Origin of the sequence: Aulosira sp. FACHB-615 (genome assembly GCF_014698045.1) — a bacterium.
In the GTDB taxonomy this organism is placed as follows: Bacteria; Cyanobacteriota; Cyanobacteriia; order Cyanobacteriales; family Nostocaceae; genus Nostoc_B.
In genome coordinates this window covers 19,709-42,901 of the sequence record NZ_JACJSE010000026.1, presented here as the reverse complement: position 1 = coordinate 42,901, position 23,193 = coordinate 19,709, and the positions used below count along the sequence as shown (strand labels likewise).

Annotated in this window: 6 protein-coding genes and 4 pseudogenes; 6 read left to right on the top strand and 4 right to left on the bottom strand. The window is 40.1% G+C overall.

Features of this window, described 5'->3' with window-relative positions:
* Nucleotides 1-14 precede the first annotated feature (14 nt).
* Nucleotides 15-1,778: a ShlB/FhaC/HecB family hemolysin secretion/activation protein gene (locus H6G77_RS27460; RefSeq protein WP_190873241.1), complete on the top strand. Its 1,764-nt coding sequence runs from the start codon at nt 15-17 to the stop codon at nt 1,776-1,778.
* A gap of 85 nt (nt 1,779-1,863) precedes the next feature.
* On the opposite strand, the pseudogene H6G77_RS36670 reads toward H6G77_RS27460, so the two are convergent.
* Nucleotides 1,864-2,246: pseudogene (locus H6G77_RS36670) on the bottom strand (transposase); the annotation flags it as partial.
* 539 nt (nt 2,247-2,785) lie between these two features.
* Here H6G77_RS36670 and H6G77_RS35910 point away from each other — a divergent pair.
* On the top strand, nt 2,786-12,490 hold the full coding sequence (locus tag H6G77_RS35910) for a LamG-like jellyroll fold domain-containing protein (protein ID WP_242049318.1): 9,705 nt from the start codon (nt 2,786-2,788) through the stop codon (nt 12,488-12,490).
* Nucleotides 12,491-13,105: 615 nt separating this feature from the next.
* On the opposite strand, the pseudogene H6G77_RS27425 reads toward H6G77_RS35910, so the two are convergent.
* Nucleotides 13,106-14,593: pseudogene (locus H6G77_RS27425) on the bottom strand (IS1380 family transposase).
* Between the two features lie 433 nt (nt 14,594-15,026).
* Here H6G77_RS27425 and H6G77_RS27420 point away from each other — a divergent pair.
* From H6G77_RS27420 to H6G77_RS27410, 3 genes and pseudogenes are all read left to right on the top strand, one after another.
* A pseudogene (locus tag H6G77_RS27420) lies at nt 15,027-16,549 on the top strand (ISLre2 family transposase).
* A 582-nt stretch (nt 16,550-17,131) separates the two neighbouring features.
* The gene (locus H6G77_RS27415) at nt 17,132-19,828 is read left to right on the top strand and encodes a TnsA endonuclease N-terminal domain-containing protein (protein WP_190873240.1); all 2,697 of its coding nucleotides are present in this window, start codon (nt 17,132-17,134) and stop codon (nt 19,826-19,828) included.
* The gene (locus H6G77_RS27410; protein WP_190873239.1) at nt 19,828-21,231 is read left to right on the top strand and encodes an ATP-binding protein; all 1,404 of its coding nucleotides are present in this window, start codon (nt 19,828-19,830) and stop codon (nt 21,229-21,231) included. The genes H6G77_RS27415 and H6G77_RS27410 overlap by 1 nt, the downstream gene beginning before the upstream one ends.
* Nucleotides 21,232-21,332: 101 nt before the next feature.
* Here the strand turns inward: H6G77_RS27410 and H6G77_RS27405 are convergent.
* A pseudogene (locus H6G77_RS27405) lies at nt 21,333-21,527 on the bottom strand (hypothetical protein); the annotation flags it as partial.
* Between the two features lie 237 nt (nt 21,528-21,764).
* Here H6G77_RS27405 and H6G77_RS27400 point away from each other — a divergent pair.
* Complete coding sequence (locus H6G77_RS27400) at nt 21,765-21,965, top strand: hypothetical protein (protein ID WP_190677530.1); 201 nt, start codon at nt 21,765-21,767, stop codon at nt 21,963-21,965.
* A 262-nt stretch (nt 21,966-22,227) separates the two neighbouring features.
* Here H6G77_RS27400 and H6G77_RS27395 read toward each other — a convergent pair whose 3' ends face one another.
* A complete protein-coding gene (locus H6G77_RS27395; protein WP_190677529.1) occupies nt 22,228-23,184 on the bottom strand; it encodes a site-specific integrase in 957 nt (318 codons plus the stop codon).
* Between the last annotated feature and the right edge of the window lie 9 nt (nt 23,185-23,193).

Genomic DNA, 23,193 nt, shown 5'->3' with positions numbered 1-23,193 from the left:
CTAAATATTAAGAGATGTCAAGTGTGAGAAATAAATATTATAATTATTATATTTTTCAGTGGATTATTAGAATATTTACCAGTAGTTTAGTTGGGGTAACATTTTTTTATGGAGTTATTGATATAAGTTTAGCTCAATCAACACCTCCCAACGGCATCACTATCCCATCCAACACTCAAGAACGTATAGATGAAACCATAACGAAACCTTTAGAATCTCTTCCATCTATTCCAGAATTTCCAACTCAATCACCATTACAGGCTCCTACAACACCACAATTCAATCAGAACAACACACCTACAGGTGAAAAATTCCTTATTAAAAAAATTGAAATCTTAGATAACACGATTCTCAAAAACGAAATTAAACAACTCGTTCAACAGTACGAACAAAAACAAGAAATTTCTTTTGAAGATTTAATAAATTTAAGAACGGCAATTACTGAACTTTATATTAATAAGGGTTACATAACATCTGGTGCGTTTATTCTCAACAATCAACTTATAGAAAGTGGTATTGTACAAATTCAAGTAGTTGAGGGCAAATTAGAAGCTATAGAAATTAAGGGATTACAACGCTTAGAAGAAATTTACGTGCGAAGTCGTCTCAAAATTGCTACTAATGCGCCATTAAACCAGAAACGCATAGAAGATGCTTTACAGCTATTACAAATTGATCCAATTATAGAACGTGTTAATGCTGAATTAGTAAGTGGCAGCAGTCCTGGACTGAATATCTTACGAGTTGAACTAAAAGAAGCACCAGCTTTTCATACAGGTGTCGTCATTGCCAACAACCAATCCCCCAGCATTGGTTCAGTTCAAGGTAGCGTTTTTGTCGTACATGATAATTTTACAGGTTTCGGAGACCAACTCGGACTGGAATATGGTTTAACAGAAGGCTTGAATATTTATAATATAAGCTATAAATTACCAATAAATGCTAGAAACGGGACTTTTAATATCCGTTATAGCAACAATAATAGCAAAATTATTGAAGATGATTTTGATGATTTAGGTATCCGTAGTGATTCCGAAACATTATCCTTTAGTTTCCGTCAACCATTGGTTAGAAAACTTCAAACTGAACTCGCTATTGGTATCGGATTTGATTTACGCCGCAGCCAAACTTTTTTACTAGATGATATTCCGTTTTCTTTTTCTGAGGGAGCAGAAAATGGTGAATCTAGAGTTAGCGTCATTAGATTTTACCAAGATTGGATACATAGGAGTTCTACACAAGTTTTAGCAGCGCGATCGCAATTTAGTTTTGGCATTGATGCTTTTGACGCTACAGTTAACAACACTGGTACTGACGGACGTTTTTTCTCTTGGTTAGGACAATTTCAATGGGTACAACAAGTTTCTAAAAGAGCGTTATTATTAACTCGCATTGATGCACAGTTCACTCCAGATTCCCTCCTATCCCTTGAAAAATTTAGCATTGGGGGTGTTAATACTGTGCGAGGCTATCGTCAAAACCAATTAGTATCAGATAATGGCATCTTAGGTGTAGTCGAACTTCGCATTCCCCTTAGCTCCAATCCCACCAATTTACAACTCACTCCATTTTTTGAGATGGGTAGTGGGTGGAATAATCGTGGAGATAACCCTGACCCTAATTTAATTGCCAGTTTAGGTTTAGGTATGGAATGGCAAGTCTTCCGTGGTTTAGATGTGCGTTTAGACTATGGTATTCCCTTATTTGAAGTTAAAGATAAAGGTAACTCCTTACAAGATAATGGATTCTATTTCTCATTACAATATCAGCCTTTTTAAGAGAATAGTTATTGGTTTCTTAATAGTGATTCTTCGTTCAATGGAAATATACTAAAATATTTGACTCATTTGAGAACTTGTTTTCTCCTTTTCGTACACCCACATCGGCTGCTGTCACCAAGACTCGCAAGACTAAATCCAAGGTATCAACTATGATAAATCGCTTGCGTCTCGTGATTTTCTCTCCCGCATCATACCCCACCGCAATATCACCATTGCCGCACTTTTGACGCTTTGACTATCGATAATCGCCTCCGTAGCTTGCTTCCCGAAGGGTTAGACATCGATGCCGCTCAATTTTAATGCACGTAGAAAATGGCATTGAGAATTTCTCGTAAATCTACTTCTACAGGTGCCCAAATCCCTTTGCTCTAGGTAGAAGTGGCTTGAGAATCGCCCATTCAGCATCGCTTAAATCGTTTGGGTAAGGTTTACGGGATGGATTCTCAATTGCGGTAGATGGCTCATCGACAATAACAATCAATAAATTTGATTTAGCCCATAACCTGAGTCAAGTTAGATTCTGTTTTCTTTAAATTTCTTTTACAAATCAGATTTAAGATGTGATCGCTATTTTAATAATTTGGCAGAAAAGTGCCAACTATTGATAGCACAAAAACTCTAATATACGCTTGTTACTCAAAGTTGGTTTTGCAGTACAGGTGATCGCCCTTCGTAAAAAGCTTTAAACCTCAATCACTAGCATGGAGGGAGTATATCAGACATTTAACAAATTGCTATCCCCGCAGACAAAAATCCCACAAGTAGGTCTGTTCACAATTTATCGGACATTTCTACACAAATTAAGTATTATGTGTGCTTTCATCAGAATGAGCAAATGATTATTGTGAATATATTGTTTTATGTTCTGATTCAGTAACTCACTGTTTCTATTAAATTTAAAATTGGACTTTGTTAGGATTTTATATAACTGTAATTTCTTCTCGATTTCTCAGTTTTTGATGTTATATAGCTGTAGTCAATTTTATGAATGAGGTGAATATCTTATGGCTGATTTATCAACTAATATAAATTCTAACTTGCTAAATATAAATCGCCTCAAAAGCTATCTTATACTTAATGAAGGCTTACGTGAATATGTTTACAAAGATACTAAAGGATTTCTAACTGTTGGTGTTGGATTTAATTTACAAAAAGAGGGTGCTAGAAAGAGTATAGAAAACTTAAAAATAGATTATGATAAATTATTAAAGGGAGAAATTAATCTAAATAATATACAGATTTATACTTTACTTGATAAAGATACTAATCAGGCTATAGAAGACGCTAAGTCTTTTTTCCCTAAGTTTGCAAGTTTAGATGAAGCCAGAAAAATTGTACTAGTTGACATGGTATTCAATTTGGGAAAATCAAAATTTGCGGACTTTAAAAACTTAATTAAAAATGTTAATAGAGCTATAGATTCTGGTAAAACAGAAGACTGGAATGCTGCTGCTGCTGAAATGGAAGACTCCCTGTGGTTTAAACAGGTAGGTGACAGAGCTAAAAGAAATGTGGATATTATAAAAAATGGGGATGGTCAACTTAAAACTTACGAAAAAGAGTTATTTAAAACAGCTTATTGCTTTACTGCCGAAACGCCAATTCTAATGCTAGATGGCACATACAAGCCTATCGAGCAAATCAAAATTGGTGATGAAGTAATGGCATTTGATGGGTTGGGAGAACTTCAACCACGCAAAGTGACGCAGACGTTTATTACGCCTGATCAAGAAGTTGTTCAATTAGGCAAGATTCAAGTTACTTTAGGTCATCATTTTTTACAACCAGATGGTAGTTTTAAAGCTTTAGACGCAATTAATACTAACGGCTTTTTAGTTGGGGTGACAGGTAAACTCATTCCTCACCCTGGTATTAAACCAGTAGCAGGTAAATATACAGTTTATAACTTTACTGTTGAAGAACTACACACTTATGTAGCAGGAGATTACCGCGTTCATAATGAATCTCTTTCTCTCTACCAACCAGTGACAACAGGAGGATTCATTGGAGCAGCAGTTGGTAGTCAAATTGGTTCTTATTTTGCTGATGATAAATTTGCCAGTCAGCTGATAGCCCAATCATTAGGTAAAACAGTTGGTAGTTGGGTTGGAGATGCTATAGTTTACGAGTTTGATCTATCGAACGATCCTATATTTCTCGCACGCGATGAAAAATCCTTATCATTAGCAGCCCTTTATAAAAGATTACCAGATAGCATAATATCAACAGGTATTGATTTAGTAATTTCTAAATTAATTAACTCTGCGATAAAGACTCTTAAGATTGAAGACCCCTTAGCCCAAACTGTTGTTACTAGTCTAATTCATGGTTCAGTCGCATCTGCTCTAGGTTCATTTATTGGCACTCAATTGCACCGAACACTCATCGAGAAATGGAATATTTTAAGTGAAGATTTTAGTGCTGAAGGAGCAACTATTGGTGCTGGAATTGGTGGCATTCTTGGTTCTTTTATTCCTATTCCAGTTGTCGGAAGTGCAATCGGTACATTACTTGGTAGTATTATTGGTGGAGCTTTTGGAGATAAAGACTATCCCCGTGCAGGATATTATGTCACCATAGAAAATGGAATATTTGTTGCTAAATTTAGTTGGAGAGAGGATGAAGGGAATGCAGACTTAGCTCGGAAAATGGGCGAGAATGCTAAAGACATTCTTAATTATTTTGCTGTATCAATTGGAGGAAAAGCACTAAGTTCAGAGTTGATTGGCTATGGTCATTTAGTTCAAGAGTATATCTATTATCCTGCTAGTAAATCTCCTGGCTATTTTGGTGGGCATTCAGGAACAGGAAGCGTCAGATTTAATAATCCTCAAGATGCGATTATTCAAGGGGTTATTTATCAATTAACGACCACTCAGATAGAAGGTGGAGACTTATATTTAAAACGCTTACTTAAAAACATCCCACTTTATGATAATACTCGTCCCGTTAGCATTAACACGATTGATAAGTTAAACGAAGATTTTCAAGTTGCAAGAGAATGGGGAATTTACAAAGATAACCCTGTTTTGTATGAAAAAAATATCAACTATCTCAAAGCAAATGCTATCAACGATGCAGACACCAGAATTTTAGACCTGCGCTCTCGTCCTCAAGATGCTTTTACGCCCTCACAAAACCAAGTTGATCCTGAAGTTAAAGATTTCAATCTCAACTTTTTACCATCTCAAGCCACACTCTCTCTACAAGGTAATGATTTAATTATCAACGGCGAACGGCTAACTAATTGGGTAACGGCACAGCAACGAGTAGAAATTTTGCGCTTTGCTGATGGCAGTCGCTTTAAAATTGTTGTTAATAATGGTTTAGTGAAGTTAGAAGATGAACGAGTCGCCAATTGGCAGCAAATTCAGAGTAGAGCAACCCAACTCAACCTTGATACTCCTAACTCTTCTGATAATTTTGTTAGCAGCAATGCCAGTCGCATTATTCAGGGTTCTAATTATGCCCTGAAATTTGATGGAGTCAATGATTATTTAGAATCTACTTCCTCAATCATTCCTATCAACGGAACAAATAGCCCCTTTACAGTTTTTGTGTGGGCAAAAGTTGACCCCAGTATTCAAAAAGGATTATTTGAATTAGTTTCTCAAGGAACGAGTCTCAATGCCTTTTACATTGGCGGACAAAATGGCAAAATTCGAGTCGGGGATACTTGGTTAAATAGCGGAGTTGATGTTCCCGGTGACGGACAGTGGCATCTTTATACCGTTGTTCGTACTCAAACTAATACTCATCTTTATATAGATGGTGAATTAAAAGCATCTAAGGGTTCGGCGATCACTAACCCTGCTAACACAGCATTTCGTATTAGTAGACAATATGGTGGTGCTTGGGAAGTACCGAAAGCAACTATTGCTGATGTGAGTGTATGGAATACCGCCATGAGTGCAGCGCAAGTTCAGACAATAACTAAGCAGCCTCTCACTGGCAATGAAGCAGGTCTAGTAGGTTACTGGCAACTGAATGAAGGTATTGGCACTGTTGCCAATGATAAATCCCCCTTCCAACGCCATTTGAGTATTAAAGAAGCAGAGTGGACTGCGAAAAATGTTGGAGGAATTGGAGATGATATTTTAATTGCCACTGGTTCGGGACAACTTCTGGATGGAGATAAAGGCGATGATGTTTATCGCTATAACCGAGGTCAAGGTACTATAACTATCAAAGATGCTGGTGGATTAGATACTGTTGAATTTGATGCAAGTATTCAAGTATCCGACTTATTATTTGAACAAAACGGCAACAATTTAATTATTGCCCTCAAAGATCCCATTAATCCTACAGCACCTATTTCTAGCTTATCTAACAAGCTAATTATCTCAGAATTTGCTACGAAAAAGATTGAAATACTGCGTCTAGGGAATAATGAAGAATATTTAATTACGCCTACGGGATTAGTACCTAATAAACCAACAGATGAAGTAAATAATCCTGAAACTTTCTTTGGAACTTATGGAGCCGATATTCTAAAAGTTGGCACTAAATTTGTTGGTGCTTTATCTTTTGATGGTGTAAACGATTATGTGAACCTTAACAATCCATCTCACCTGAATTTTACAGGAGCAATTACCCTAGAAGCTAAAATCAAGGTCAGTTCTATTGATGGACTTCAGAACATTATCTCTCACGGCTACAGTCTTAGTCCTAATGCAGAAGTAGCTTTCAGAATCAATAATGGTCGGTATGAAGTCGGTTCTTGGAATGGAAATAATTATTTTACAGGCTATGCTATACCCAAAGAAGATATAGGTAATTGGGTTCATTTAACCGGAGTTTATAATAGTCAGTCTAAGACATGGACATTATACCGTAATGGTCAACTTGTCAGTTCTACTCCCAGCAACATAGGGGCATTAACAGTTAATAGCAATTGGGTAATTGGTGCAACAGGAAATGGAAAAGAAAGATTCTTCGACGGTGAAATTGATGAAGTTCGTATTTGGAATAAAGCCAGAACTCAAGCAGAAATTCAAGCTGATTTGAATCGTCCCTTGACTGGTAATGAGTCAGGATTAGTTGCCTACCATGATTTTAATGAGGTAACAGGTACAAATAGCAAGGACTTAACCAGTTATCAAAATAATGGAACGATTCAAGGTGCTATCAAAGCTTTAACGAAGCTAGACGGAAATGACATTGATAGTTTCTTATCCTTTGATGGGATTAATGATTCTGTTCAGAACCCAGCTAAATTTGTTGATGTTAAAGATACATTTACCATCGAATTTTGGGTAAATCCTACCGCGACTAGAGACTCTACCACACAAAATACCTCTGGAGTTAATGATTTTAATCAACGTTATGCGATCGCCCCTTCAAACGGATCTGAAGTTTTAGGCTCTGGTATTGCTTATGCTGGTGTATCCGTAGGAACTAATGGAATTAGCGTTTTTGAAAACAGTAGTTGGATTAGTAGCGGAAAAAGCCCTTCTACTGCTAAGTCTCTACCTTCGTTATTAGTTCATGACATGAACTTATCAGGTTGGAATCATATTGCAATTGTATATAACAATAAAACTCCAAGCCTTTATATAAATGGTCAATTTATCAAAACAGGTTTGACCAGCACATCAATCGTACATCCAAGTGCTGTTTTAGGAGGTTCTGGAGTTTCTGACTATTTTCAAGGTTTCCTTGATGAAGTTCGGATTTGGAATAAAGCCAAAACCCAAGCAGAGATTCAAGCTGACTTAAATCGTCCGCTAACGGGCAAAGAATCTGGGTTAGTTACTTACCATAATTTCAATGAAGGAACAGGTACAACTGTCAAAGATTTGACCAGTAACTACAACAATGGCACGATTCAAGGAGCAACACGAGATACTAAAGCTCTAACAAGATCAGATGGAAATGACACTTACATTTACAGTTTAGACGACACTACCAATCTCAGTATTTATGATATTGGTAACTATGAAGGAGTCACCAGAGATGGCGGCATTGATACTCTAGAGTTTGGTGCAGGAATCACACTTGAGTCACTGAAATTAACTCTGCAAAATAATAACCTCATTGTCACAGTTAACAACACAGCCACTATTACCATACAAGAGTGGTTCAAACCCCAAAGCAGAATTGAAATCTTCCGTTTTGCAGACAGCAAAGAATATAACCCAGTTGTCAACTTTGACGGCACAGTATCTCTGCAACCCGCCTTTAACCCTGGATATCCCAATTACAACCTAGTCGCAGCAAAACCTGATACTTATTCCGTTAGTCCTTCTAAATTGCTGGCATTTGATTTAGCAGGAGATGGACTACAACTCATTTCTGCTGAAGATTCTCTCACTCTATTCAATATAGATAACGACGATTACCCAGAACAAATAGGATGGGTTGCCCCCTCAGATGGTTTTTTGGTGTTGGATAAGAATAATGACGGACTTATTACCAACCTCAATGAATTCTTCTCTTTAGAACAACAAAATCAAGTCAGTTTCTTAGGTAATTTAGATTCCAATCAAGACTCAATTATTGACTCAAAAGACACAAACTTTAGTCAACTCCGTATTTGGACAGATACAAACCTCAATAGCGAAGTCGAACTCGGTGAATTATCTGCCCTATATCGCTACGGAATTAACTCAATTTCTGTGATTCCGCAAAGCAAAAACTACAACATTGCAGGTAACAAGATTACTGCCTCAGCTTACTTTACTCGCATTGGCTTTGAAACCAAGCCCTATAGCCAACTCTACGATGTTGCTTTTACCTATAATCCCAACGGTGCAAAGCTAGAACAGCTAAATTCAGGTGTATCTCGCTTTTATTACGAAAACAAACCTGACATTATCTTTGCTGATGACTCAGGTCAAAATATTAACTTAACTATCGACCCCGTTGAAGTTTATTCTGCAACAGGCGGCAAAGGCAACGATATCTTAATTGTGAAACCCGGTAGTACCAAAGGGGCAGTTCTCAGTGGTGGTGACGGTAATGATCAATTAGTTGGTTCCGATGGTAATGACATCCTTACGGGAGGAGCAGGAATTGACTCAATTGATGGTGGTGCAGGTGATGACCTGATTACCATTGATAAATTTGATAACCTCAACAATATCAAAGGTGGAGCAGGATTTGATGTTTTAGTGATTGAAGGGGATGGTGATGTTAGCTTTATTCTTGATAATCTAAATGTTGAAGTTGTCAACGGAAATCAAGGTAACAACACTTTTACAGCAATTGGCTCTCAGGATGTAATTATTTCCGGTGGTGCAGGCAACGATACAATCACTGGCGGTCAAGGGAGTGACAGGCTAGAAGGAAATGAAGGCAATGACATTCTCAATGGTGGAGCAGGGGATGACATCTTAATTGGGGGTCAGGGGAATGATACCCTCAATGGTGGAGATGGTGTAGATACGGTTTACTTAGATGGTTCGCTCGATCAATATATTCGCATAGAGCGCGATGGTGTCCTGGAAATACGTCATGCTCAGAATGGTCGAGATATCACAACTTTGACTAATGTTGAGTTCGTGCAGTTTAGTGATGGTCAAAGAATCAGCACCAAAGACCTGCTTCTTTGGGAGAAGTTCTATCTTCTCATCCATCATGACGTTGCTTTTACCGTCTCCAATGGGGCTTTAGCTTCAGGAAGCAATCATTATGTCTACTGGGGCAAAGCAGAAGGGCGGAAAACCTTATTTGATTTTGATGAGTCTTTCTACCGCAAAGTTCACTCTGATGTAGATACTGCGATTAGAAATGGTACTGTTACCTCGGCAGTAGCTCACTATATTGAACGTGGCATCTCCGAAGGACGAGCCGCTAACCTCAATTTTGACGAAACTTGGTATCGCACCCGCTATCCTGATGCCAATCAACAAATTCAAGCAGGACAGTTTACTTCTGCGGCAGCGCATTATGCAGCAATCGGCTTCCAAGAGGGGCGTGAAGCCAAATTTAATTCTCTTTACTCTTACTGGCCTTTAGTTGGTACTGCCAATCCCGATCTGCTGTACGGTGGCAATGGTGACAATGTAAACTTGGCTGGCGGTGCTGGTAATGACCAACTTTATGGTGAGGGTGGTAATGATATTCTCTACGGTGGCGATGGCAATGATACCCTCAATGGTGGAGAGGGTAATGATATTCTCAATGGTGGGAATGGTGAAGATACTGCATACTTGAATGGAACATTGCAACAGTTCTCAATATCCTTTAATCAGGGATTTGTTCAAGTTAGTTCCACCCAGAATAATAACGATACAGATACGCTTACCAATGTTGAATATCTGCAATTTAATGATGGATTAAAGATTCGCATTAAAGATAAACCTAACTTTGAAATTGCTAATTCTCAAACAGAATTTTCTGGGTTACAAGGAGATAAAAATTGGTATTACGGTTATTATGATGGGCCTTTCACTAGTTCTGATTTTCAACAAATGACCCAGTTTAGTGGTGCTTGGTTTACTCAATACGGCACTTATTGGACTTTTATTTCAGCTAACGGTGGTCATCCCAATGGAGTCATTACGGGTGGTGAAAGAACTCCTGTGGAACAGTGGGCAGTCCGTCGCTGGGTCAGCGAAATTGACGGAGAAATCCAAATTTATGGCAATTTAGCTAAAGCTGATTTAGGTGGAAATGGTGTTATTGGGCATATTTTCGTTGACGGAGTAGAAGTATGGTCACAGTCACTTGCTGGCACTGATGGCACAGGAGTTAACTATCAAATTAAAACGAAAGTTAAACTTAACTCTGTAGTTGATTTTGCTATTGATCCAAAAGATGCAAACGATGGCGGTGATAGTACTAGCTTCACGGCACGGATTAATACTCTTAACCAAACTCCAACGAATCTCACCGTATCTAACAGCAACGTAGCTGAAAATCAGATAGTTGGTACAGTAATTGGCAATTTCAGCACGACCGACCCGGATACTGAAGATACTTTCACCTATAGCCTAGTCTCAGGAATCGGTTCAACTGATAATGCTCTTTTTGCGATCGCAGGCAATCAGTTAAAAACCAATGCAGTTTTCGACTTTGAAACCAAGAACAGCTACAGCATTCGAGTTCAGGCACAAGACCAAGGTGGTTTATCTTACGAAAAACAGTTAATTATTAATATTAACAACGTTGATATTAACACTATCACTGGCACAGCCAGTAACGAAAGTTTCACTACCACAAACGAGAAAGATATTATTGACGCAGGGGCAGGAAATGATACAGTTACTAGCGTTTTTGCCAACCTGCAACAAAGTGACACCATCAATGGGGGAGCAGGTACGGATATACTAGTTATTACTGGAGGAACTAGTGCAACTAATATAACTATTAATGCAGGTAACTCTACTAGTCAGATTACGAGTATTACAGGTACAAAAATCTTAGGATTTGAACGCTTTGATTTAAGCGGGTTTATAGGTAAAACCAGCTTCTTAGGCACTACTGGTAATGATTGGATTCAAGCAGGTTCAGGAAACGATTACTTGGATGGTAGTACTGGTAACGACACCATGATTGGTGGTTTAGGCAATGATACTTATGTTATTGACAGTACAGGTGATGTTGTAAATGAAACATCTACCTTAGCCACTGAAATTGATACCGTTCAATCTTTTATCAGTTACACCTTGGGGGCAAACTTAGAAAATCTGATTCTCAAAAGTAATGCTGCTATCAACGGTACAGGAAATAGCCTCAACAATACAATTACGGGTAATGCTGCTAATAACATCCTTAATGGTGGTGCTGGTAATGATACTCTTGATGGCGGCGCAGGTGACGATACATTAATCGGTGGTGCTGGCAATGATACTTATGTTGTCGATAGCATCGCAGATGTGATTACAGAGAACTTGAATGAAGGCACTGATACGGTTCGAGCCTCTATCAGTTACACCTTGGGAGCCAATCTGGAAAACCTGACTTTAACAGGTACGGCAGCTATTAACGGCACAGGAAACAGCCTCAACAACTCCATCACAGGTAACTCTGGCAATAACATCCTCGATGGTGGTGCTGGTAATGATACCTTGACTGGTGGATTGGGTAACGATATCTACATTGTTGATAGTACAGGCGATGTTATCAAAGAAACATCTACCTTAGCCACTGAAATCGATACAGTTCAAACCTCTATTACTTATACCTTGGGTGCAAACCTAGAAAATCTGATTCTTACTGGTAATGCTGCTATCAACGGCACAGGAAACAGCCTCAACAATACGATTACAGGTAATGCTGCCATCAACATCCTCAATGGTGGTGCTGGTAATGATACTCTCTCTGGGGGAGCGGGTGGAGATACTTTAACTGGCGGACTAGGTGCAGACCGCTTTGTCTACCCTGATTTTAAAGATTCGCTCTTAGCTGCTCCTGATCGCATTACTGATTTTAATCCGACTGAGGGCGATCGCATTGTCCTTAATTCTCCAATTTCTCTGCCTACAGCAGTCTTTAATGCGGGTGTTTTCTCAACAGCAACTTATTCTACGTTGAGTGATGCTGCGATCGCGGCTTATGCAGATACTAATCCCAATCTTGCAGGAACGCAACCATTAGATGTTAACCAAGCTGTATTCTTTGGCTGGAATGGAGGCACTTATCTATCGGCTAATGGTAGTACTGCTTCCTTTAATCCTAACACTGACCTTTTAACTAACGTCACGGGTATAATTGGCACTCTAGCTACTGGTTCGTTAACTACAAACAACTACTTTTCTGTGTAACTACCTTGTTTGAAAGCATAAGGTAAGCCAGTTGCTCATTTTATGCTTTCAGTAATAACAGCAGCGATCGCCCCTCTCTATACAAAATAAGTATCCATTATCTTTTGTACGATATTAAATATGATTAATACCACCGCGATGAGTTACTTGCTCCCATTCGAGCAGCCTAAGTAATAGTCGAAGACGATCCTGATATCAGATTTCAACCTTAAGAGCAGGCGGCTCAAATTACAAATAATTCTTCTATTTGATTAGAAGCTTCAAAACTTAAATCTTTAATTACCCAAATGCGATCGCTGAATTGTGTCAGATTTTTCTCATTATCAGGAGATTTTGATGATTCATCTTTCCCGGATTTCTCACAAGCAGTAAAAAATCAATTTACATGACCTGATATGAGACATTTTTTTGATACATCATCAATGAAAATTTAGGCGCGGAGATGAGTTAAGTATAAAACCGCAGTTATAAAGCTAAAATAATTACTATATTTTTACTGGGATTAAAATCAAAATACTCGGTTGATAAAATGCCCGCATTCTAAAACAAGACTTGTATCAACCCAAGCCTAAAGTATCATTAATTAGAAATACGGAAAAGGCAATTGAACTTCAATTAAGCAGTATTAGGGAGCATTTTTAAACATCTATGAGCAGCAGCAAAGATATGTTTATACGGACAAGAGCTAGTCACTGCAATTAAAATGCGGCGTGCGCTTACAGTAATTAACGCTCCTAACTTTAATAATTTCGTCCGAATAGTTCCAACAGTGGCATTTTGTAATTCAGTTTTAGCTAAACATTTTTGACGTAACGCATTCATCAAAACGTATGCAACAGAAGAAAACCACAGACGTAATTGATTTCCCGCAAATGTGTGGGTGCTTGTTCTATCACTAAAAAGTTCTAATTGTTGTTCTTTAAAGCGATTTTCCATTTCCCCTCGATGACAATATTTTTGTTTATACAGTTGACTAGGAGGTACTTTATTAGTAGCTAAAGAAGTTACAACAAAACGAATTTTAGCTCCCTTTGTCCCATATTCAATCTTACAAACAACACGACGACTACGACTCCAAGATTCACGGGTTTGATAGTCTAAAGACTTGTACCACATTGAGTTATCAATCAGTTCGGATGCTTGTTGCGTGAGTTCTTCATCTGGCTTAAATACGGTTTCTAAAAATGAAACTACTGTTGATAATTTCTGCTCATACTCAAACGCAGCTCTATTTTTAGTCGTGGTAGCCATCCCAATTAAACGACTATTTTGCGCCAATCCAAAAACGTAGTCAACTCCAGGCAGTGACTCACACCATGTCATAATATCGTCCCTGGAATAAGCACTATCTCCTCGTACTAAAATCTCAACATTCTTCCATTGTTGACGTATTTGTTTAATCACTCTCTGTAATTCTTCTAACGCCCCAAATGCTGGGTCTACATTAGAAGGGCGAAGTTTGGCTGCTAATAAGTGTTTCCCACAAAATATATAAAGTGGAGCATAGCAGTATTCTCCATAATATTTATTGAAGAAAACTTGCTCTTGCGAACCATGCACAAGGTCATCAGTTACATCCAAGTCTAAAATAATCTGTCGTGGCTCTTTCGAGTAAGATTCTAGAAATAATTTGACAAATAAGCTTTCAATTTGCTCTGGAGAATGCCCGATTTTATGGTAACGACTGTCTGCTCCTTGTTCCACATCTTCAGGACAATGTTCCAGTCGGTTTAATGTACTTTTTCCTGCCAATATTGCCGGCTCATCCTCTATTCCAATTGTTTTTAAGACTGCTAGAGCAAACATCTAGTCATGACGTAATTCCTCGTGGTCATTTAAGTCTTCATATCCCATGACCAACCCGTATATACGTTGTTTAATTAAACTTTCTATTGAATGGTCAATTCGAGAAGGCTTTCGGTAATCTTGGAAACACTGTGCAAATTTTGATGTGATTTCTAATTTTCTGTCTATTTCCGCAATTAAGCTTAACCCTGCATCCGATGTTACCTGTCCACCCTCAAAATTAACTACGACTGGAGGTGATTTTGGCTGTTCAAATCTGAACTTTTTTGGTATACGATCTGTTAAAGATGGGTTCATGCTTTACAACTGCTGAAATGCTTGCTATATATACATTTTCGCAGTTTTTGACCCCTTTTTTTATATCTTTGTGAGAAATCCGGGATCTTCTAGTTAGAACATGGTTTTTGTATTCTAATTAGAATACAAAATTTTGTCGCGCTACTAGAAAGCGATCGGGAGCAACGCGATTTTCTGAAGTCGGACAAAAACTAGTAACGATGCTCCACCCCACAGGAAGCGATGGCTGCGCCAACGTCTTCGACGAACGCTAAACCGAAAATTCAGTAAGTTATTTAAATTGTTACTAGTTAGATAGTTAAATATCTCAGTAATACTGAGATAAATCTATTTTGATGGTTGTTTAGTTCTGTGATGGGGATAAAAAAGTGTAGGATGCCCTTGGAGTAATAGTTTTGATGTTGAATATCAAAATAGGGAATACCTACACTTCATGAACGAAAAAATATATTCAAGCTTAGATTTAAGCCAATCATTGTCAGACTTTAAAGAAAAAGTTACGAAACTTTTAGAAATTAAAAATCTGAGTGAATGGTCGGCTCAGACTTTTAAAGCATTAGAAGAAGAAATTAGAAATACGGCATTAACTTTGGCAGGAGAATGTGTAGCAGTTTTGCTAAATAAACTATCTCACTCTCAAGAAGCTCTAGATATAGCAATCAGTCAAACAAGAAGTTTGTCAAACCAGGAAATCAAAAAACATGGGAATTACACTAGACAAATATTAACACTTGGTAATGTTAAAGTAACTCTTTCATTACCCTATATGATTGAAGGTAAAAAACAATCACATCAAAAAGGTAAATATTTAAAGTTAGGATTCTGCCCATTGCTAAAATGGTTAGGAATAGAAGAAGGATTAACACCCCACGTTTGGGCAACAATTACAAAATATGGAGCAATCGCTGGCTCATTTGAATCTGCACGCACAATTTTAGCAGATTGGGGCATAAAAATTAGCTTGAAACGAATAGAACGCCTCACATATTACTTTGGTAAAATTGGCATAAATTTACGACACTCTAAATTAAAAAGTTTAGAGATGGGTAATTTATCCACAGGTAATGTTCTCAAAGACCAGCGTGTTGTTATTGCCGTGGATGGTGGAAGAACCAGAATTCGGATTAACAAAAAAGGTAGACGTAAGCTCAAGACTAATCGTCTAGGTTTTACTGGAGAATGGGTTGAGCCAAAATTGTTAACTATTTATACAGTGGATGAGCATGGTAAAAAATTAGGACATCATCTCTACCTATTACCAATGATGGGACATATTTAGGTTATGAAAATTTTCTCAAAGTTTTAGAAATGTATCTAGTTAGTTTGGGGATAAGCCAAGCTAAACAGGTTTTGTTAGTTGCTGATGGTGAGTCCAGTCGGCGGTGTCGGTTTCCGTCCCGTCGAACTGGCGAACCCGAAGGGGCTGAGGCTGAGTGGATTTGGAAACATATCCCGCCTTTATTAGAGAGAATAAACTGCCCAAAAGCTACTTATAAGCTATTGGATTTTTATCATGCTGCTGCACATTTACAAGACTTTGCTGATGCGGCTTTTACCACGGATAGTGAACGTCAATCGTGGTTTAAAAAAGCTCGGAAAACTTTAAAGAAAGGTCAAGCTCTCAATTTAATGAGGAATATGGATGAATTTATTTCAACAGCTACTGGGGAGCGTTGTAAAATTTTGGTGCGAGAACGTAATTATATTCTCAAAGCTTACCGTAGGCGACTATTAAACTACCACTTAGTCGCACAGGGTCAGCTACCCCTTGGAAGCGGTGCAGTTGAAAGTTTAATTCGTCAAGCTGTTAACTTACGCATGAAAGGGAACAGTAAATTTTGGCTTCCAGATAATGCAGAGATTATGTTACATCTGCGATGTCAATGGATAGCTGGCAGTTGGGACAATTTTTGTAATTCTATTTTTAGCTCTTTTCTTAATCCCAGCAGTGCCTAAACATTTTATACATTTTACTTGAATGTATGTTTTAGCGTAGGCGTAGCCCGCCATAGGCATCGCCTGGCCTTGGAGTAGCGCATCGTCACTCGTTTTTGCCCGACTTCAGAAAATCGCGTTGCTCCCAAGCGATCTCCCTTGCTTTTTTGGTGGCTATCCCTGCTTATATGACTATGGATTACTTATCAAAATATAACTGTGCGGAATATAATTTTCTAGAAGATTTAGAGCCGCGATGTCTACCAACCAACTTTCTTGTGCCTTTACCCATTTTGTGGCCTAGTTTGTGAACCATAACCTGGCATTTAATTAACGAAAATACTGGATTTGAGCGTGAGACAGACCTAACGTTTTGTATCAAATCATGACCGCGAGTTCAAATTTTGCATCATAATAAGGCAACTAGTTTTTAAAGTGCCATAGCTAGAAAAAAATCGTCAACTCTCCCTTAGTTAACCTGAAAAAACGAACTTTTGTACTCAGATATGATTCAAAGCGGCCATGATATGATTCAAACCAAGAAAACTTTTGAGGGAAATAGAGTCACTGTCAAAATATGAAGGAAAAACTAGGAGAAAATGATTGAACCAATCCGAGTTTGTTGACTGGTGTAGTGCATTGCAACTGGGAGCAGCAACAATTGATGTAATTGCTGCGATTCGGTCTGCGCCACCGTCACGTCGGGTTGCTGGGCGTGCAACTAATGTCAGCGGCTCATATCCTAGTCGAAAAATGGGCGTAACCATCCAATTTGAAAGCCACACCGTAGAACTGTGGGCGATTTACCAGATGGAACACTCAGTTGAAGTTCTAGAGTTTTACGACCAACCACCATCCTTCAAGATTCAATACCTTGCCAAATCAGGACGAAATATCGGTCATTACCATACACCTGACTTTTTCGTGCTGCGAAAAAAGGGCGCAGCATGGGAAGAATGGAAAACTGAGCAAGAATTACAGCGACTAGAAAAGAAATATCCCACTCGTTATCAAAGAACTCCGGATGGTAAGTGGCGATGTCCCCCAGGAGAAGCGTATGCAGAGCCACTCGGTCTTCAATACCATGTGCGCTCTTCTAGTGAACTGCATCCCATCTTCATCCAAAACTTGATGTTCTTGGAAGACTATTTTGGTTTCACTGCACCAGTTCCAGCGCAATTCCAAACGCATATACTGGAAAAAGTCAGAGCAGAACCAGGAATCACTATCGGGCTGCTACTTGGGGAAGTACCAGGAGTGCGTGCTAACGATGTGTATATCATGCTGGCACAAGAACAAATCTATGCTCCTTTAGAAGGTGTACCTCTAGTTGAACATTGGCGAGTGCAACTATATGTTGACCAGCTTTCTTATCAAGCTCATCAGAATTCAGCCATAGGAAATCCGCAGCGCCAAGGGAATATTGCACTCAATGATCTCACAACCATTGTTACTAACACAAAACTGTTGTGGGATGGAAGATTTTGGACATTGGTCAATTTCGGTGAGACAACCACAACACTCTTGCCGGAGATTGGGCAACCAATGCAATTACCAACAGGCTTTTTTCTTCAGTTACTTGAGACTGGAGCTATCAACATCAGTGCAGCATCCACTACACAGACAGATTCAGCACAAGTGCGTTCGTTCATGGATGCTGCTAGTCCTGCCCATCTGAAAGAAGCCAACCGCAGATTTCATTTAGTTCAAGCGTATCTTGAACACCAGCCAGATGTATATAAAGACATTGCCCTTCGCACCTTGAGGCGTTGGGTCAAGCAGTTCCGTGAGGCGCAAGCCAACTACGGCTGCGGGTATGTTGGTTTGCTGCCAAAAATAGCACAACGAGGCAACCGCACACCCAAAGCCCCAACAGCCACACGGGAATTACTCGATACCTTAATTGCAGAATATTTTGAGACACCCAGGCTTTCACCAGCCCTGAGCGTATATCGGGCATATTTACAAGCTTGCTCTCAACAAAGCATTCAACCACTTTCTGTACGTACATTCTATCAACGCCTCAAGCAACGCCGCTCACCCTCCCAAATTGAAAAACGTCAGGGAGCAAAAGCCGCTTATCAACAACAGCCTTGGCTATGGGAGCTAACTTATAGTACCCCCCGACATGGAGACCGTCCCTTAGCTATTGTCCACATCGACCATACCCAGCTTGATATTGAATTACGCTGTTCAGCTACAGGGCGTAACTTAGGACGACCTTGGCTAACTATGTTGATTGATGCTTACTCCCGCCGCATCTTAGCAGTTTATCTGACGTTTGATGCCCCAAGTTACCGCTCCTGCATGATGGGATTACGCCTACTTGTCCAGAGATTTGGTCGCTTACCGCAAGCAGTGGTAGTAGATGGAGGAAAAGAATTCAACAGCGTCTATTTTGATACTTTATTAGCGCGTTACCACTGTATTAAAAAGACTCGTCCTGGTGCTAAACCCCGGTTTGGTTCAGTAATTGAACGATTGTTTGGTACGACTAATACTGAGTTTATCTTCAACCTACTAGGAAATACTCAAGCCAGCAAACAACCACGTCAACTGACCAAAGCTATCAACCCCAAACAACTTGCTGTCTGGACACTGGCTTCTTTGTACACCTACCTAACCCAATGGGCTTATCAGGTTTATGACGAAAACGAACACACTGCCTTGGGCATGACACCACGAGCCGCTTATGCAATGGGACTCATTGAAACAGGGGAAAGGGAACATCGCCAGATTCCTTACAATGAAGAGTTTTTGATGATGACCCGCCCTAGTACCAAATTGGGTCATGCGTTAGTGCAGCCTGGAAAGGGAATTAAAGTCAACTACCTCTATTACTGGAGTGATGCTTTTCGCAACCCGGAAGTAGAACGTACCAAAGTCAGTGTTCGTTATGACCCATTTGATACGGGGGTAGCTTACGCTTATGTCCAAGGACGTTGGGTTAAATGTATCTCTCAGTATTACAGCACCTTTTCGGGACGCTCAGAAAAAGAACTATTGCTGGCATCTCAAGAAATCAAACAATTTGGGAAGCTAACGAAAACGAGAACTTCAATCTCCGCTAAACGGCTGGCAGACTTTCTGAGCAATGCCCAAGAACATGAAGCTTTGCTATTGCAACGATTACGTGACCTAGAGGCAAAACAGGTACTTGAAGCTATAGCCACTAAGTCTAAAGTTTTGCCGACTACAGAAACAATCATCCCCACAGAACCAAGCCCCCCAACAGAACTAGCGACAGTGATAGAAACTGTGGAGATTTCTCAACTACCTGTGTTTGAGGAGTATCGTTGATGGAAAACTGGCTTCATGGCAACCTGACAGTTGCAGCCAATGAAAAGCTAACCCGCTTTAAAGAATATGCAGTGTCCCACCCGCAGTTAGTCCAAGTAGATCAAATTCTCATGCGTGCCATTCGAGAACCTGCTGGATTTGCTCATGTCCTAGTATATGGGCCAAGCGGTGTGGGCAAGACGACGATGATTCGTCAAATTACTAAACGGTTAAATGGTACATCTGCTACATCTGTAACTGGTAATCTGGCGCAATACCCATTGCTGTTGTTGGAAACTAGACCACCCGACGGGGGAGCATTCAATCGGGCTGACTATTACCGCACAGCACTGAAGCTGTTAGGAGAGCCATTCTACGAACGGCGGATGTTAGTGGATATTGATTCTGAGCAGACTTGGGAGAAAAAAGGGCGTGGGCGTACCAAAACCGCACAGTTCAATGACTCCCCAGAACTGCGTCAGGCATTAGAAGAAACAATCACTAGACGCGGAGTGAAGGCGGTAATTTTAGATGAAGCCCAACATTTAATGAAGATTGGGACTGGTGCTAGTGCTGGTAAACTTTTAGACCAGTTGGACTGGATTAAGTCGATGACCAATGTGACTGGTGTACTGCACATTCTCATTGGGACTTACGAACTGTTAAATTTGCGGAATTTAAGTGGTCAGTCATCGCGGCGGGGTCTGGACATCCATTTTCCTCGTTATCTATTTCAGCATGAGCAAGACCGTCAGGACTTTCAAGGGGTATTATTGGCACTGCTTAAACAAGTCCCTTTGCAGGTGGAAATTCCAGTTTTTATGCAAAACTGGTGTTATTTCTATGAACGCTCAGTTGGTTGCGTTGGCGTACTCAAAGATTGGTTGATTCGTGCAGTGGCGGCAGCATTGCATGATGGTAGCGATACGCTTTCTCTGGAACGATTGCAAGACCATGCTATGACCCTGGCTCAATGTGAACGCATGGCTGTTGATGCTGTGGAAGGGGAGCAAAAACTGGATTATATGGAAAGCCGTCGTGAACACTTGTGGCATTTACTACAGATGGGAACTGGTAGCACTTCGTCTCCTCCGCCAGTCTCAAATGCTGTTACTGCAACAGAGTTACCTGTTGAGAACACACCAAAGAAGACAACCCGGCGTAAGCGTCAAAAAGAAGAAACAACACAGTCAGTTACTTCTACTGCATCAGAAGAAACTGTTGTCCAACCAACCCCCAAGAAAAGACAGAGCCGGAAAAAAACTCAACCAGATCCTTCACCACAAATTGAGACTTCCGTAGAAACTGTCTCTGTTGTCTCCGGAGAACCAACCGAAGCTATTGTCATTGAACCTGCCCCCAAGAAAAAATCTACCCGGCGGGTGGGAGAGCGCAAGCCAAAGCGAGATCCGGTTGGTTCTTAAGAGTTGGTTAGTTGAGCAATAGCAGCACAGAGCAATACTACCTTCCCGTGTAATACTTGGTTAAGCGGTAATTTACCAAGTATTACACGGTATTATTCTGACTCGGACTGTGTAATACTTGGTAGTTTGTTATTTCTCACAATTTTTTCTAAATAGTCTGCCCTAGTCAAACCGTAGCATTCTGCCACAATCCCTAATGCCTTCCAAGTATTGTCAGTTAATCTCAAGGAACGTACTTCTCGGTAATCATCATTTTTAAGCGCGAACTTTCCCTGGATATCCCGTTTGAGCGTCATATTTTCGTGTATTACACCGTTAGATAAGGTTCTATCTTCCCATGTATTACACGGTAAAGCGAGTGATAGTTTTCATTTTATTACTCAGATGTATTTTATGAACTATATCTTGGCAGCCCATCTGATGAAAGATAAAGTGGCAACAACTGCCATTTTATCCTTCAAGTAACATTTCTTCATTAGTTTTGACCTTTTTTGAATTTAAAACGCAAAATTCACTGAGGAAGAAGAATTCTTTTGACGTTAAAACTCCACTTCACACCACTCAACCACGCCGTTGTAGGCAGTAACATCTTGGGTTCTCAAGTGCGGCGGCAGCGATTCATCATCAAATGTCAACGTTATCACATGAGTATCTTTGATGCTCAAAGAGCATTTTCTGATCTCGCTGACTCTCGCTGTCAACCCGCTTCTTGTGCCAATCAGATACTTAACTGATAATCCAATTTTCATCTGGGCAAGTGGTATGGCCATTGCTCATCTCCTGTTTCCGCAAAAGCAAACTCTTGAGCTTTATGACAATCATTTACAATCACAAACTTACCGTGTAGATGCTGTGTAGACAACTCTAGAGAAAGTCTTGCCCCGCTTGACTTTCAACAGACGTATCTGGTGAACAGCGTGTGTAGACGTGGTACAGAAAGCTGTATAGACAGTAAAAATTTATTTGAGTAGGGTTAGAATACCCACACCCTACACCCTATTTGTGACGACGAGTGTAAGGAAAATCCAAGTTTTCCACGGCAAGGCGTTTAGTTTCTTCGCCGCGACGGTCATACTTAGAAGTTGTTGCAGGTGAAGCGTGTCCGGCTAATTTCTGTACAGTCACAATATCTGTCCCAGAATCTAGCAAGTCTGAGCAAAATGTCCGGCGAAAGTCATGGGGAGAAAAAGACTCTACCCCTGATTCGGCAGCGCGTTTGCGAACAATCAGCAACACTGCTTGTGATGACATTCTCCTCAACTGTACCTCTCCACCTTTGCGAATCGGGCATAACAACGCTCCAGCTTTGCGACCACGAACACACAGCCAATCTTCAACCAGTGCCATTGCGCTTATCGGCAAATACACTGTCCGATCTTGATCACCTTTACCTTGTCGAACTTGTAATTCGCCATTACGGCTCAAGTCTTTTAAATCCAGATTTACCACTTCCGCCCGTCTTACCCCCGTACCGCGCAGTATGGCAATCAAAGCGGCATCTCTTACGCCCTGTGGTGTGGGGTCGTCAAGACATACCTTTAGCAGTGCGCCAATTTCTTCCGATGTCAACGCTCTGCCCTTGAGTTTTCTTTTGACTTTCACACTCTGAATATCTACAGCCTTAGCATAATCTTTTGCATCCATTAATTCCAGCCGCAGTGCTTCTTTGAGAACTCGGCGTAATGCACACAGCATTTTATTCGTTGTCGCTGGAGAATATTTTCGGGCTAAGGCAGTACGAATCGCCGCCGTGTGCTGATAGCGCAAAGCAGCCCAATTGAGCGTATAAGCATCACACTCCCCATTGGAAATCAAAGCTGCGATCGCATTGAGTGCTTGTTCCATTGTCCGTTGAGAACCATTTGCCAATGCTCCCAGGTAGACTGCCACTGGGTGAATGGTCAAAGGCGATGGAGTGGCTAGGGCTAATGATTGGACTGGCACGCGAGACATTTACTTATC